Source organism: Streptomyces sp. NPDC015220 (assembly GCF_043079345.1).
Classification (GTDB): Bacteria; Actinomycetota; Actinomycetes; order Streptomycetales; family Streptomycetaceae; genus Streptomyces.
Genome location: NZ_JBIBUK010000001.1, coordinates 468,519 through 482,375, shown reverse-complemented (window position 1 = coordinate 482,375; position 13,857 = coordinate 468,519). Strand labels below are relative to the sequence as shown.

General features: G+C 74.2%; 13 protein-coding genes and 1 other RNA gene. 8 read left to right on the top strand and 6 right to left on the bottom strand.

Annotation, left to right across the window (positions count from 1 at the left end):
* The first annotated feature begins 10 nt into the window (after positions 1-10).
* From ACF061_RS02460 to ACF061_RS02450, 3 genes are read left to right on the top strand one after another with little or no spacing between them, the layout of a single operon-like run.
* The gene (locus tag ACF061_RS02460; RefSeq protein ID WP_392264918.1) at positions 11-853 is read left to right on the top strand and encodes a Nif3-like dinuclear metal center hexameric protein; all 843 of its coding nucleotides are present in this window, start codon (positions 11-13) and stop codon (positions 851-853) included.
* Between the two features lie 13 nt (positions 854-866).
* Positions 867-1,610 carry a zinc ribbon domain-containing protein gene (locus ACF061_RS02455; RefSeq protein ID WP_392265376.1) on the top strand — a complete coding sequence of 248 codons (744 nt, stop codon included), beginning with the start codon at positions 867-869 and terminating at the stop codon, positions 1,608-1,610.
* A gap of 43 nt (positions 1,611-1,653) precedes the next feature.
* Positions 1,654-2,931: a bifunctional RNase H/acid phosphatase gene (locus ACF061_RS02450; protein ID WP_392265375.1), complete on the top strand. Its 1,278-nt coding sequence runs from the start codon at positions 1,654-1,656 to the stop codon at positions 2,929-2,931.
* Between the two features lie 441 nt (positions 2,932-3,372).
* On the opposite strand, the gene eda is transcribed toward ACF061_RS02450, so the two are convergent.
* Entirely contained in the window at positions 3,373-4,017 is a 645-nt protein-coding gene (gene eda / locus ACF061_RS02445; RefSeq protein WP_392264917.1) for a bifunctional 4-hydroxy-2-oxoglutarate aldolase/2-dehydro-3-deoxy-phosphogluconate aldolase, read from the bottom strand.
* 78 nt (positions 4,018-4,095) lie between these two features.
* Positions 4,096-4,896: a peroxide stress protein YaaA gene (yaaA, locus tag ACF061_RS02440; protein WP_392264916.1), complete on the bottom strand. Its 801-nt coding sequence runs from the start codon at positions 4,894-4,896 to the stop codon at positions 4,096-4,098.
* Positions 4,897-5,129: 233 nt separating this feature from the next.
* On the opposite strand from yaaA, the gene rnpB reads away from it, so the two are divergent.
* An RNA gene (gene rnpB / locus ACF061_RS02435) (RNase P RNA component class A) lies at positions 5,130-5,534 on the top strand.
* A gap of 173 nt (positions 5,535-5,707) precedes the next feature.
* On the opposite strand, the gene ACF061_RS02430 is transcribed toward rnpB, so the two are convergent.
* Positions 5,708-6,106, bottom strand: a complete 399-nt coding sequence (locus ACF061_RS02430; protein ID WP_392264915.1) for a MazG-like family protein — start codon at positions 6,104-6,106, stop codon at positions 5,708-5,710.
* 55 nt (positions 6,107-6,161) lie between these two features.
* Positions 6,162-6,707: a DoxX family protein gene (locus tag ACF061_RS02425; protein WP_392264914.1), complete on the bottom strand. Its 546-nt coding sequence runs from the start codon at positions 6,705-6,707 to the stop codon at positions 6,162-6,164.
* Positions 6,708-6,856: 149 nt separating this feature from the next.
* Between ACF061_RS02425 and ACF061_RS02420 the strand changes: the two genes are divergently transcribed.
* The 3 genes from ACF061_RS02420 to ACF061_RS02410 all read left to right on the top strand — a co-directional run bounded on the left by ACF061_RS02420 (position 6,857) and on the right by ACF061_RS02410 (position 9,837).
* A complete protein-coding gene (locus ACF061_RS02420; protein ID WP_392264913.1) occupies positions 6,857-7,183 on the top strand; it encodes a nuclear transport factor 2 family protein in 327 nt (108 codons plus the stop codon).
* 64 nt (positions 7,184-7,247) lie between these two features.
* Positions 7,248-8,261: an aldo/keto reductase gene (locus tag ACF061_RS02415; protein ID WP_392264912.1), complete on the top strand. Its 1,014-nt coding sequence runs from the start codon at positions 7,248-7,250 to the stop codon at positions 8,259-8,261.
* A gap of 253 nt (positions 8,262-8,514) precedes the next feature.
* Positions 8,515-9,837 carry a D-alanyl-D-alanine carboxypeptidase family protein gene (locus ACF061_RS02410; protein ID WP_392265374.1) on the top strand — a complete coding sequence of 441 codons (1,323 nt, stop codon included), beginning with the start codon at positions 8,515-8,517 and terminating at the stop codon, positions 9,835-9,837.
* Between the two features lie 252 nt (positions 9,838-10,089).
* Here the strand turns inward: ACF061_RS02410 and ACF061_RS02405 are convergent, their stop codons facing one another.
* On the bottom strand, positions 10,090-10,887 hold the full coding sequence (locus tag ACF061_RS02405) for an SDR family oxidoreductase (protein WP_392264911.1): 798 nt from the start codon (positions 10,885-10,887) through the stop codon (positions 10,090-10,092).
* A 148-nt stretch (positions 10,888-11,035) separates the two neighbouring features.
* Here ACF061_RS02405 and ACF061_RS02400 point away from each other — a divergent pair, with 148 nt between their 5' ends.
* Positions 11,036-12,676, top strand: coding sequence for an alkaline phosphatase D family protein (locus ACF061_RS02400; protein ID WP_392264910.1), 1,641 nt, complete (start codon positions 11,036-11,038; stop codon positions 12,674-12,676).
* On the opposite strand, the gene ACF061_RS02395 is transcribed toward ACF061_RS02400, so the two are convergent.
* A complete protein-coding gene (locus tag ACF061_RS02395) occupies positions 12,663-13,820 on the bottom strand; it encodes a Gfo/Idh/MocA family protein (protein WP_392264909.1) in 1,158 nt (385 codons plus the stop codon). The genes ACF061_RS02400 and ACF061_RS02395 overlap by 14 nt on opposite strands.
* Positions 13,821-13,857: the final 37 nt, after the last annotated feature.

Here is a 13,857-nt window from a genome sequence, read left to right as displayed (position 1 = left end):
CCTTGCACTCGTGCCCCGTCTGTCTGAAGTCATCGCCGCGCTGGAGAACCTGTGGCCCGCCGAGCGGGCCGAGTCCTGGGACGCGGTCGGCACCGTCGTGGGCGACCCCGACCAGGAGGTCGGCCGGGTCCTGTTCGCCGTCGACCCGGTCCAGGAGATCGTCGACGAGGCGGTGAAGCTGGGCGCCGACCTGCTCGTCACCCACCACCCGCTCTACCTGCGAGGCACCACCACGGTGGCGGCCGCCACCTTCAAGGGCCGCGTGGTGCACACGCTGATCAAGAACGACGTCGCCCTGCACGTGGCGCACACCAACGCCGACACCGCCGACCCGGGTGTCAGCGACGCGCTGGCCGGCGCGCTGGACCTCAGGGTCGTCCGGCCCCTCGTGCCGGACCCCACCGACCCGGACGGCTGCCGGGGCCTGGGCCGGGTCTGCGAGCTGGACCACCCGCTGACCGTCCGCGAACTCGCCGCCCGCGCCGCCGAGCGGCTGCCCGCCACCGCGCAGGGCATCCGGGTCGCCGGCGATCCCGAGGCGCTGGTGCGCACGGTCGCCGTCAGCGGCGGCAGCGGCGACAGCCTCTTCGACGCCGTACGGGCCGCCGGCGTCGACGCCTTCCTCACCGCGGACCTGCGTCACCACCCGGCCTCCGAGGCCCGCGCCCACACCCGGCTCGCGCTCCTCGACGCGGCGCACTGGGCCACCGAGTGGCCCTGGTGCGAGCTGGCCGCCGCACAGCTCGACGAGATCTCCGACCGGCACGGATGGGACCTGCGCGTCCACGTCTCCAAGACGGTCACCGACCCCTGGACCGCCCACGCGGCGTCCACCGCCACCACCGACAACTAACGGGAGCCCCCAACTGAACGCCGCGCCCGCCGACCAGATCCGACTCCTCGAAGTCCAGGCCCTCGACGTCCGCCTGCAGCAGCTCGCGCACAAGCGCAGGTCGCTGCCCGAGCACGCCGAGATCGAGTCGCTGACCAAGGACCTCACCCAGCTGCGCGACCTGCTCGTGGCCGCGCAGACCGAGGAGAGCGACTGCGCCCGCGAGCAGACCAAGGCCGAGCAGGACGTGGACCAGGTGCGCACCCGCGCCGCCCGCGACCAGAAGCGCCTCGACTCCGGAGCGGTCAGCTCCCCGAAGGACCTGGCCAACCTCCAGCACGAGATCGCCTCGCTCGCCAAGCGCCAGGGCGACCTTGAGGACGTCGTCCTCGAGGTCATGGAGCGCCGCGAGTCCGCGCAGGAGCGGGTCGCCGAGCTGACCGGGCGGGTCGCCTCCGTCCAGGCCAAGACCGACGACGCCGCCACCCGCCGGGACGCGGCCTTCGAGGAGATCGACGGCGAGGCGGCGTCCGTGACCAAGGAGCGCGAGGTCATCGCCGGGTCCGTCCCCGCGGACCTCCTCAAGCTCTACGACAAGCTGCGCGAGCAGCAGGGCGGCATCGGCGCGGCCAAGCTGTACCAGCGCACCTGCCAGGGCTGCCGCCAGGAGCTGGCCATCACCGAGCTGAACGAGATCCGCTCGGCCGCGCCCGACACGGTGGTGCGCTGCGAGAACTGCCGCCGCATCCTGGTCCGCACCGCCGAGTCCGGACTGTAGGGGGCGGACGGGCGTGCCTGAGTCCGGTCCGCGGGAGCCCGGTGTGCGGGAGTTCGTCGTCGAGGCCGACGGCGGGTCGCGGGGCAATCCCGGGCCCGCGGGCTACGGCGCCGTCGTGCTCGACGCGACGACGGGGGAGCCCCTGGCCGAGGCGGCCGAGTACCTGGGCACCGTCACCAACAACGTGGCCGAGTACCGGGGCCTGCTGGCCGGCCTGCGGGCCGCGCACGCCCTGGACCCGGCGGCGCGCGTGCACGTCCGGATGGACTCCAAGCTCGTCGTCGAGCAGATGTCGGGCCGCTGGAAGATCAAGCACCCCGACCTCAAGCCGCTCGCCGCGGTGGCGGCCCGGGTCTTCCCGCCCGGACAGGTGACGTACGAGTGGATCCCGCGCGAGCGGAACAAGCACGCCGATCGGCTGGCCAACGAGGCGATGGACGCGGGCGCCCGGGGCGAGCAGTGGTCGCCGTCGGCGTCGACGGCCGCACTGGACACGTCCGCGTCCGCGACCGCCGGCTCCGCGACCGCCGGCTCCGCGACCGCCGGCTCCGCGGTGGACGGGGGCGTGGTGGAGGGGCTCGCGGGGGACAGGGGCGCTCCGGACATCGACGCGGCGGGCGCTGCCGACGCGAAGGCGGCGGCCGACACGCGGGCCGCCCGGGCGGTCGCCACGCCCGGATGGGCGCCCGCAGACCTCGGCGCCCCCGCCACCTTCGTGCTGCTGCGCCACGGTGAGACGCCGCTGACCCCGCAGAAGCGGTTCTCCGGCAGCGGCGGTGCGGACCCCTCGCTGTCCGGCATCGGCCGGGAGCAGGCGGAGAAGACCGCGGCGGCGCTCGCCCGGCGCGGCACGGTCCAGGCCGTCGTGTCCTCACCGCTCGCCCGCACCCGGGAGACCGCCCGGATCGTCGCCGCCCGCCTGGGGCTGGACGTGACGGTCGACGACGGACTCCGCGAGACCGACTTCGGGGCCTGGGAGGGGCTCACCTTCGGCGAGGTGAGCGAACGGTACCCGGACGACCTGAGGGCCTGGCTGGCCTCCCCGGACGCCGAACCCACCGGCGGTGGCGAAAGCTTCGCGACGACCGCGACCCGGATCGCCGCCACCCGCGACAAACTGGTCGCGGCGTACGCCGGGCGCACCGTCCTGCTGGTCACCCACGTCACCCCGATCAAGACGTTCGTCCGCCTGGCCCTCGGCGCGCCGCCGGAGTCCCTGTTCCGCATGGAACTGTCGGCGGCCTCGCTGTCGGCGGTGGCGTACTACGCGGACGGCAACGCGAGCGTTCGGCTCCTCAACGACACCTCGCACCTGCGCTGAGCCTCCGCCCCGGCCAGGGGCCCGGCCCGCCTCGGCCGAGAGGCACCCTCGCCGAGCCGAAGGCCGTCCGCGCCCCGGTCGAGGGCGGTCCTGCCCGGGCCGAGGGCCTGTCCGGGGCCTGGTCCAGGGCGGTCCTGTCCGGGGCGGGGGTCTGTCCGGGTCCCGGCGAGGGCGGTCCTGTCCGGGGCGGGGGTCTGTCCGGGTTCCGGCGAGGGCGGTCCTGCCCGGGCCGAGGGTCTTTCCGGGGTCTGGTCGGGGGTGGTCCTGCCCGTAGGGCGGGAGACTGTCCGGGTCCCGGCGAAGGCGGTCCTGTCCGAGCCGAGGGTCTGTCCGCGTCCGGGATCCACGGCCGCCTTCCCGGCCGAAGGCCGTTCGCCCCCGGCCCATGGGGATGCCCTCCCCTGGCCCAGGGGTGTCCCTCCCGCCGAAGTCCGTCCGTCCTCAGCCGAGGGCTGCCGCCTCGCGGGCCAGACGTTCGATACGGGGCCAGTCGCGGGCGGCCACCGCGTCCGCCGGGACCATCCAACTGCCGCCGACGCAGCCGACGTTGGGCAGAGCCAGGTACTCGGGAGCGGTGTCCGGTCCGATGCCTCCGGTGGGGCAGAAGCGGGCCTGCGGCAGCGGGGAGGCGAGCGACTTGAGATAGGCGGTGCCGCCGGCCGCCTGCGCCGGGAAGAACTTCATCTCCCGCACCCCGCGCTCCAGCAGCGCCACGACCTCCGACGCGGTCGACACCCCGGGCAGGAACGGCACCCCGGACTCCGTCATGGCCGCCAGCAGGGCGTCGGTCCAGCCGGGGCTGACCAGGAACCGCGCCCCGGCCGCCACGGACGCGGTCACCTGCTCCGCCCCGACCACGGTCCCGGCGCCCACCACCGCCTCCGGCACCTCGGCGGCGATCGCCCGGACGGCATCCTGCGCGGCGGCCGTCCGCAGCGTCACCTCGATCGCGGGCAGCCCGCCGGCGACCAGTGCCCGCGCCAGAGGCACGGCGAGAGCGGCGTCCTCCAGGACGACCACGGGCATGACGGTGGCGAGGTCCAGCACGGAGGCGGGCACGGCGGAGGAAGGCAGGGGAGTGGACATGGCCACATCCTGCCCGCCCTCCGCATCATGCGCAAAGGCCGTTGCGCATGATGCAATGCATTGGACTGCGGTCGGTCGTCAGTGGATCTCCGTCACCACCACGTCCAGCGCCCAGGCCTTCCCGGCCTTGGCCGGCGGCTCGGCCTCCACGACGTACCCGAGGTCGCGCAGCGCCTCGACCAGTTCGGCAGGGCTCCGGGGAGAGACTCCCTGGGCCAGGAGGCTGCGCACCATCCGGCCCTTGGTCGCCTTGTTGAAGTGGCTGACCACCGAGCGCTTCTCCACGCCGTCCACGACCTGCGAGTGCAGCACCCGTACGGTCGCCGTCCGCGTCGCGACCTCGCCCTTCGGCTTCCACGCGGCCGCGTACGCGGCGGACCGCAGATCCAGCACCAGCCCGTCACCGGCCGCCTCGGGCAGCACCGAGGCCATCGGTGTGCGCCAGTACGCGCCCAGCGCCCCGAGCCCGGGCAGCTTCACCCCCATCGAGCAGCGGTAGGAAGGGATCCGGTCGGTCACCCGCACCGCACCCCACAGCCCCGAGAAGACCAGCAGCGAGCCCGCCGCACGGCGCTTGGCGGCCGGGTCGAGGGAGGCCAGGCCGAGGGCGTCGTAGAGCACTCCGGTGTAGATCTCCCCGGCGGGCCGGGCCCCCGCCGTGCGCAGCCCCGCGTTCTTGGCGACCTCGCCGCGCAGGCCCTCGCTCAGCCCGAGCACCTCCCGGGCCTTGCCCTCGTCGCCGGAGCACAGCTCGACCAGCTCACCCAGCACGGCCTCGCGGGCGGCGGCCAGTCCCGGCAGCGACAGCGACTCCATCGTCAGCGGGGCCCCGCGGCCCACGGAGGCCTTGCCTTCGGACGGCGGCAGCAGCACAAGCACGGGGTCTCTCCTTCGGTAGCACTCCGCGCCAGCGTACTGAGGGTGCGCACCAGCAGGTCGGCCTCCTCGCCTTCCCGTCGTCGGTCTCCTGAAGCGGCCGCGTTCGGCAGGGACCGGCGTCGGACGGCCGACGGCGGATGGTTGGCCGTGACGGTTGGCCGTGACGGTTGACCGCGGCGGTCGGGGCGGACGAACTGCGGTGTGCGTCCCGGTATCATGGTCGGCACGGCAGACGAGCCGGGCGGGCGGCCGCGTGGAGTTCCCCAGGGGACTTCCCGAGGAACGTCCGGGCTCCAGAGGGCAGGGTGGTGGCTAACGGCCACCCGGGGTGACCCGCGGGACAGTGCCACAGAAAACAGACCGCCGGGGACCTCGGTCCTCGGTAAGGGTGAAACGGTGGTGTAAGAGACCACCAGTGCCCAGGGTGACCTGGGCAGCTAGGTAAACCCCACCCGGAGCAAGGTCAAAAGGAGCCGCCGCGAGGCGCGCTCTGCGCGGACGTTCGAGGGCTGCCCGCCCGAGTCCGCGGGTGGACCGCACGAGACCGGCGGCAACGCCGGTCCTAGATGGATGGCCGTCGCCGGAGGGCCCGCGAGGACCCTCCGGAACAGAACCCGGCGTACAGCCCGACTCGTCTGCCGCTGTCCGCGGCTCTGCCGCTCCGAGGGCCTCCGAGGGCGGGGGTCTGTTCACGGTCGTGAGCACTCAACCGGTTGAGTGTTCACGGTTCCAGAGAGTATGCCCCCGCTGCTGGGGCTCACCGCCGACGGGCCCGGGTCCTTGTCCGTGACCGGGGCGGGGTGTGCCGTGTTCAGTCGCGCCGGGTCGATCGGGGCGCCGGCGCGTCCGCCCCCAGCGACCGCTGCCTGACCCTCGCCAGGTGGTGGGCGAAGACCTCGCGGGCCTCGGGGGTCAGGGTGCGCAGGGCCACCAGGGCCGTGATCACCACGTCGCACAGTTCCGCCTCCACGTCCGCCCAGGTGTGGGTGGTGCCCTTGCGCGGGTTCTGGCCGGTGGCGCCGATCACCGCCTGGGCGGCCTCGCCGACCTCCTCGGACAGCTTGAGCATGCCCAGCAGCAGGCCCCGGCGGTCGTCGGGCGCGCGGCCGTCGCGCGTGTCGTGGGTGTCCAGCCAGTTCCACAGGTCGTCGATGGAGTTCCACAGGTCGGCGGGCGGCGTAGGCGCGGTGTCCGGGTGCTGATAGCTCATGGCGCGCAGCCTCGCACGGTCGCGCAGACGTGCGGACCGGGTTTCCCGGGCCGGGTCACTCCTCGAACAGAGGTTCCTGCTGCCCCTCCTTCTGTCGGCGCAGTTGGCGCACACGTGCACCGAGGACGACCGCCGTGGCCGCGGCGGTCGTGGCGAACGCCGCCGGGACCATCCAGCCGCGGTTGACCCCGTGGCCGAGGGCGTGGTCCAGGGAGAGGCGGCCGGGGCCCGTGACCGAGAGGCCTGCGGCCGTCAGGCCCAGGGAGGCGGCGTACTCGTAACCGCCCTCCTGGGCGAAGAAGCCGTTGGGCGCGTGCACCGCCGCGGCGCCCGCCATCGCGCCGGCCGCCGCCGAGCCCGCCGCCGGGGTGGCCAGGCCCAGCGCCAGCAGCAGGCCGCCGCCCGCCTCCGCGAGGCCCGCCATCGTCGCGCTCGCCTTCCCCGGCCGGTAGCCGACGGACTCCATGAACCGGCCGGTGCCCTCGAGGCCGGCCCCGCCGAACCAGCCGAGCAGCTTCTGCGCGCCGTGCGCGGCCAGCACCCCGCCGGTTCCCAGCCGGAGCAGCAGCAGGCCCAGATCACGTCGGTCGTAACAGGTCACGGTCACTCCCCGGGAAGACGGCGGAAACAGCACGAACAGCCCCAACGCATCCCCCCGCGCCTCAACCGTCGCACCCTTCGCACCCGTACGGCCCGTCCGGGGCGCCGTTCGGGTGGCGGGCCGCCGGAACCGGTGTGACCGTTGCCGACATGACGATTCAGACCGCCAAACTCAGCGACCCGGCCGTCCGCGCCTTCGTCACCGCCGTCAACGCCCATGACCGGCAGGGCTTCATGCGGCTCCTCGCACCGGGCGCCACCATGTCGGACGACGGCTCCGACCGCGATCTGGCCGAGTGGGTCGAGGCGGAGATCTTCGCCACGCACGGGCGCCTGGAGGTCGACAACGAGTCCAGGGGCGGCCGTGCCCTGGTCGCCCGCCACCGCAACGACACCTGGGGCGAGATGCGCACCCGGTGGTTCTTCACCGTCGCCGAGGACGGGCGGATCTGCCGGTTCGAGACCGGCCAGGCCTGAGCAGAAGACGGTTCCGTACGACCGCTTGTCTTCGCGTGCGCTTCAACTCCTAGCGTTCACGGGCATGGAGACCACCACCTTCACGCGCACATTCACCGGCACACGCACCCTGGGCCGCAGCGGGATCGAGGTCAGCGCGCTCGGCTTCGGCTGCTGGGCGATCGGCGGGGAGTGGCAGACCCCGGACGGACAGCCCCTCGGCTGGGGCAAGGTCGACGACGAGGAGTCCGTGCGGGCCGTGCGCCGCGCCCTCGACCTCGGCGTGACCTTCTTCGACACCGCCGACGCCTACGGCTGCGGACACAGCGAGCGGCTGCTCGGACGGGCCCTCGGCAAGGGCCGGGACGACGTCGTCGTCGCCACCAAGTGGGGCAACCTCTTCGACGAACGCACCCGCACCGCCGACGGCCAGAACGCCTCCCCGGAGCACGCCCGCAGCGCGCTCACCGCGTCCCTCACCCGCCTCGGCACCGACCACATCGATCTGTACCAGTTGCACATCTCCGACGCCCGGCTGGACGAGGCGGCCGAACTGCGCGACCTGTGCGAGGACTTCGTCCGCGAGGGCCTGATCCGCGCCTATGCCTGGAGCACCGACGACCCGGCCCGCGCGGCCGTCTTCGCCGAGGGCGACCACTGCACGGCCGTACAGCACGCGCTCAACCTGCTCCAGGACGCGCCCGAGATGCTGGCCCTGTGCGAGGAGTCGGACCTCGCCAGCGTCAACCGCAGCCCGCTCGCCATGGGTGTACTGACCGGCAAGCATGCCGGCGGGGCACCCCTGGAGGCGGGGGACATCCGCAGCAGGCCGCCCGTCTGGCTGCCCGGCTTCCAGGCCGGAACCGGCGCCGACCCGCGGTGGCTGGCCCGCGTCGAGGCGGTGCGCGACATCCTCACCAGCGGCGGCCGTACGCTCGCCCAGGGCGCCCTGGCCTGGCTGTGGGCGCGCAGTCCGCGTACCGTGCCGATCCCGGGCTTCCGCTCGGTAGCGCAGGCGGAGGAGAACGCGGGTGCCCTCGCGAAGGGGCCGCTCACCGCTGGGCAACTGGCCGAGGTCGATCGGATCCTCGGCCGGTGAGCCGGTGAGCCGGTGAGCCGGTGAGCCGGTGAGCCGGTGTGCCGGTGTGCCGGTCCCGACCGGCCCGCCCGGTGCCGTTCGGCGGGACACGGGACACGCCCGGGGCGCACCCGAGGAGTGGCCCCAACGCATCCCGAACACGGTCCCGTTCCCTCCTTTTGATGATCTTTTGATCAGGCTTTGGTGACCCGTCGTGCATCGGGCCGGGCTCGCTCTGTACGGTCCCGGAGTGCGCGATTCCTCTTGGTCTGCGATGTCCCCCCGGCTGTCCCGGCGCTCCCTGCTCGCCCTGACCGCCGCCGCCCCGCTCGCCGCGGTGGCGGCCGGCGGCCCGGCCTCGGCCGCCGGGACCGGAGCCGCTGCCACCACGAGTACCGACGCGAGCACGGCCACGGTCGGCGGCGCGCTGCTGGCCCGGCCCGGCGTTCAGGTGCGCGGCGCCACCGGCCTGCCCCGAAAGCTCACCGCCCGCGCCTGGCTCCTCGCCGACTGGGAGAGCGGCGAGGTACTCGCCGCCTACCGCGCACACCAGCGCCTGGCGCCCGCGTCCACGCTGAAGATGCTGTTCGCCGACACGGTGCTGGCCAAGTTCCCCCGTACCGAACGGCACACGGTCACCGAAGCCGACCTGGCCGGCATCCCCTCCGGGTCCAGTCTCGTCGGCATCCAGCCCGGCACCACCTACACCGTCGAGCAGTTGTGGCAGGGCGTGTTCCTGCGCTCGGGCAACGACGCGGTGCACGTGCTCGCCGCCATGAACGGCGGCGTGGCGAGGACGGTCGCCGAGATGCAGGCCAGGGCGGTGGACCTGCAAGCCCTCGACACTCACGTGGTCAGCCCGGACGGCTACGACCACCCGGGCCAGCTGTCCTCGGCCTACGACCTGACCCTGTTCGCCCGGCACGGGCTGCGGAACGCCGACTTCCGCGGCTACTGCGGCAAGCGCACCGCCGACTTCCCGGCCGGCGGGAAGAAAACCTTCCAGATCCAGAACACCGACCGCCTGCTGACCGGATCATGGGGCCTGAGGACGTACGACGGCATGATCGGCGTGAAGAACGGCTACACCACGCACGCCGGGAACACCTTCACCGGGGCCGCCGTCCGCGGGGGCCGCACCCTCCTCGTCACCGTGCTGAACCCCGCGGCCGGCGCCAACGCCGTCTACGAGGAGGCGGCCGCCCTGCTCGACTGGGGCTTCGCCCAGGGCGGGGCGGCACGGGCGGTGGGCACGCTGGTCGAACCGTTGAGCGAGGGCGGCGCGAAGGCGGGCGGTCCACCCGGGCACGAGGCCGCCGGCGCCGCCGCCACCGCCGGTGCGTCCGGTGCGGCGGCTGACGGCGGTCCCTCGACCTGGCGGCTGCTGGAGGGCGCGGGCGGGACGGCCGCGCTGCTCGCGGGCGGGGTGTGGGCGCTGCGCCGACGGGTCCGCGCCCGGAACCAGGTAGAGGGGCAGGGGCAGGGCCGGGTCCAGGGTCAGGGCAGGGGTGAGGCCGGGACTCGGAGCGGGGCCCGGGGCCGGGGCGGGGCGGCAGCGGTGGCGGAGGCCGGCACCGGGGGCCGCCACCGCCGGTGACGCGGCCGGTCGCCACGGCCTGTCGCCCTGGCCGGTCACCCTGGCCTGTCGCCCCGGCCTGTCGCCCTGGCCCGGGTGCCCGCGGTCCCCGGCGGCCGCGTTCTGCTCGGCTCGCCCCGACGCGGCTGAGGCCCGCGTGTCCGGGCCCCGCGTGTCCGGGCCCCGCGTGTCCGGGCCCCGCGTGTCCGGGCCCCGCGTGTCCGGGCCCCGCGTGTCCGGGCCCCGCACGTCGGAGCGCGCCGGAGTCCTCGCTCAGCCGCGTCCCACGTACGGCATCGTCGTCGCCAGCACCGTGGCGAACTGCACGTTCGCCTCGAGGGGCAGCTCGGCCATGTGCCGTACCGTGCGGGCCACGTCGGCGACGTCCATCACGGGTTCCGCGACCACCTCGCCGTTGGCCTGGAGGGCGCCCGTCTCCATCCGGGCCGTCATGTCGGTGGCCGCGTTGCCGATGTCGATCTGCCCGACCGCGATGCGGTACGGCCGCCCGTCCAGCGAGAGCGCCTTGGTCAGGCCGGTCAGGGCGTGCTTGGTGGCGGTGTAGGGCGCCGAGTGCGGGCGGGGCGTGTGCGCCGAGATCGAGCCGTTGATGATGATCCGGCCGCCCTGCGGGTCCTGCTCCTTCATCTGCCGGTACGCCGCCTGCGCGCACAGGAACGCCCCGTTGAGGTTGGTGTCCACCACGTGCCGCCACGCCTCGTAGGACAGGTCCTCCACCGGCACGCCGCCGGGACCGAACGTCCCGGCGTTGTTGAACAGCAGGTCCAGCCGGCCGAACCGGTCGCGCACGACGGTGAACAGGGCCGCCACGTCCTCGGGCCGGGACACGTCGGCGCGTACGGCGAGCGCGGTGCGGCCGGGGGCCAGCGCGGCCGTCTCCCCCAGGGTCTCGGGGCGTCGGCCGGCGAGCGCCACCGACCAGCCCGCGCGCAGCAGTTCGACGGCGACGGCCCGGCCGATGCCCGAGCCGGCACCCGTCACCACGGCGACGCGCCCGGCCTCGTCCTCGCCGCCGGCCGGACCCGTCGCGGCGTTGTTCACGGTGTTCATGGCTCCGCAGCGTACGCGTCGGCCTCGCGCCGAATCATGCGGAACTCATCCTTCCGCCATGGGGTCGCCATGTCCGTGCCAAGTGGGGGACGTCCCCGGCCGCTCGAATGTCCTCGCACCGTGCATCCACCGCAAGGGGAGGACCCGGATGACCCCCGCGAACCGCGAGCCCTCGCACACCGCCGAACTCCGAGCCGCCGCCCGCTCCCTGGGGCGCCGCCGCTTCCTGACCGTCACCGGCGCCGCCGCCGCGCTCGCCTTCTCCGTGAACCTGCCGGCCGCCGGCGCCGCGAGCGCCGCCGGACTCGACCCGGCCCGGCTCACCGCCGACCCGTTCACCCTCGGCATCGCCTCCGGCGACCCGCTGCCCGACTCCGTGCTGCTGTGGACCCGCCTCGCGCCCGCCCCCTACCAGCCCGACGGCGGGCTGCCCGCCCAGCGCGTCCCGGTCAGCTGGGAACTCGCGCTCGACGAGCGGTTCCGGCGGGTCGTCAGACGCGGCACGGCCACCGCCCACCCCGAGTTCCAGCACACCGTGCACGTCGAGGTCGGCCACCTCGCCCCCGGCCACGTCTACTACTACCGGTTCCGGTCGGGCCGCTTCACCAGCCCGGTCGGCCGCACCCGCACCGCGCCCGCCCACGGCAGCCGGACCGCGGGCCTGACCTTCGGCCTGGTCTCCTGCCAGCGCTACGACCAGGGCTACTTCACCGCCTACAAGCACCTCGCCGAGGACGACGTGGACCTCGTCTTCCACCTCGGCGACTACCTCTACGAGTACGCCGTCAGTCCCGTCGGCGGCTCCCGCGCCTACCCGAGCGGCACCCTGCCCACGCTGTTCAACCACGAGACCGTGACCCTGGAGGACTACCGGCTGCGCTACGCCCTCTACAAGTCGGACCCCGACCTGCGGGCCGCGCACGCCGCGCACCCCTTCGTCGTCACCTGGGACGACCACGAGACCGAGAACAACTACGCCGACGACGTCTCCGAGACCGAGGGACCCACCGACGAGTTCCTGCTGCGCCGCGCCGCCGCCTACCGGGCCTACTGGGAGAACATGCCGCTGCGCCGCCCCCAGCTCCCCGACGGCCCCGACCTCAAGCTGTACCGCCGCCTGCACTGGGGTCGGCTGGCCCAGTTCGACGTGCTCGACACCCGTCAGTACCGTTCCAACCAGGCCTACGGGGACGGCTGGCAGTACTCCGGCCCGGAGTCGGAGGACCCGAAGCGGACCCTGACCGGCGACGCCCAGGAGCGGTGGCTGATCAACGGCTGGCGCCGCTCCGACGCGCTGTGGAACGTGGTGCCCCAGCAGGTCACCTTCTCCCAGCGCCACAACTCCACCGCCGTGCCCTCGAAGGTCTCCATGGACTCCTGGGACGGCTACCCGGCCTCCCGCGAGCGGGTGCTGGCCGGGGCCCGGGCAGCCGGTGTCGAGAACCTCATGGTGCTCACCGGCGACGTGCACGTGCACTACGGCTTCGACATCAAGCGCGACTTCTCCGACCCGGACTCCAGGACCCTGGGCACGGAGATCGTCACCTCCTCCGTCACCAGCGGCGGCAACGGCTCCGCGAAGCCGTCCAACTGGAACACCCTCATGGCCGCCAACCCGCACCTGAGGTTCTTCAACGGGCTGCGCGGCTACGCGACGGTGTCCCTGGGCCGGAAGCTGGCGCGCGCCGACTTCAAGACGGTGTCCCGCGTGACCACGCAGGGCGCGCCGCTCACGACCGCCGCCTCGTTCGTGACCGAGGTGGGCGACCAGGGGCTCAAGCCGGCGTGACCGCCATCTCCCCGGCGCCGTCCGGCCGCCCGGCTCCGTCCGGGTGGCCGGGCACGCCCGAGGGACCGGGCAGACCGGGCACGCCCGAAAGGCCGGAGCCGTCCGCGGGACGGTCCACGGAGCCGCCCGCGGGGCGGTCCGTGGGGCCGGACTCGCCGGGGTAGCGCACGCCGATCCGCTCCCGGACGGCGTCCAGCGTCCGCATCACCGCGAGGGTGCCGTCCAGCGGTACGACCGGCGACTCGGTCTCGCCCGCGCGCAGGGCGCGCATGACCTCCAGCGCCTCGTGCCGCATGCTGGTGCGCGGGCCGTCCGCCGGGTCGGCGGCGAACTCCTCGGGGTCGCGGCCGTCCCGGTGCAGCACGAAGCGCTCCGGGTGGAAGAAGCCCGACGGGATGTCGATGCGCCCCTGAGAGCCGGTCACCGAGGCGCCGTTGGCCGTCCCGCCGGTGATGGAGCAGTGCAGCTGGGCGAGCGCACCGCTGTCCCAGGAGAGCAGCGCGCCGGTCTGCAGGTCGACGCCCTCCGGCGAGAGCACCGCCCGCGCCGTGACGTCCGACGGCTCACCGAGCAGCAGCTGGGCGAACGACACCGGGTAGACGCCGAGGTCGAGCAGCGCGCCGCCGCCCAGGTTCGGGTCGCGCAGCCGGTGCGCGGCCGGGAACGGGCCGGCCAGCCCGAAGTCCGCCTGGACGGTGCGCACTTCGCCGATGGCGCCGTCGTCGACCAGCGCCTTCAGTCGCCGTACCAGCGGGTTGCAGTACATCCACATGGCCTCCATCAGGAAGCGTCCGTGCTCCCGGGCCAGCGCGACCAGTTCGGCGGCCTCGCGCAGGTTCAGCGTGAACGGCTTCTCGCACAGCACGTTCCGTCCGGCCGCGAGGCACAGCCCGGCGGCGGCCCGGTGCGCGGTGTGCGGGGTGGCGACGTAGACGACATCGATGTCGGCGTCGTGCGCCAGCTCGTCCCAGGAGCCGTACGCCCGCGGGATCCCGAACCGCTCCGCGAACGCCTTCGCCGGCTCCGCCCGACGTGAGCCCACCGCCACCACCTCGGCGTCCGGCAGGTCCACCAGGTCCGCGGTGAACGCGGCGGCGATGCCGCCGGTCGCGAGAATCCCCCAGCGCACCTTCTCTTCCGTCATACCGGACATCCCGGACCCCACCCTCGCTCATGCGTTC

What these genes read in the sequence shown, in the direction of transcription:
- eda (WP_392264917.1), bottom strand. Translation starts at nt 4,017, where the DNA reads ATGTCCACTCCCCTGCCTTCCTCCGCCGTGCCCGCCTCCGTGCTGGAC.
- ACF061_RS02405 (WP_392264911.1), bottom strand. Translation starts at nt 10,887, where the DNA reads ATGAACACCGTGAACAACGCCGCGACGGGTCCGGCCGGCGGCGAGGAC.
- ACF061_RS02420 (WP_392264913.1), top strand. Translation starts at nt 6,857, where the DNA reads ATGACGATTCAGACCGCCAAACTCAGCGACCCGGCCGTCCGCGCCTTC.
- ACF061_RS02395 (WP_392264909.1), bottom strand. Translation starts at nt 13,820, where the DNA reads ATGACGGAAGAGAAGGTGCGCTGGGGGATTCTCGCGACCGGCGGCATC.
- ACF061_RS02415 (WP_392264912.1), top strand. Translation starts at nt 7,248, where the DNA reads ATGGAGACCACCACCTTCACGCGCACATTCACCGGCACACGCACCCTG.
- ACF061_RS02410 (WP_392265374.1), top strand. Translation starts at nt 8,515, where the DNA reads ATGTCCCCCCGGCTGTCCCGGCGCTCCCTGCTCGCCCTGACCGCCGCC.
- ACF061_RS02430 (WP_392264915.1), bottom strand. Translation starts at nt 6,106, where the DNA reads ATGAGCTATCAGCACCCGGACACCGCGCCTACGCCGCCCGCCGACCTG.
- ACF061_RS02400 (WP_392264910.1), top strand. Translation starts at nt 11,036, where the DNA reads ATGACCCCCGCGAACCGCGAGCCCTCGCACACCGCCGAACTCCGAGCC.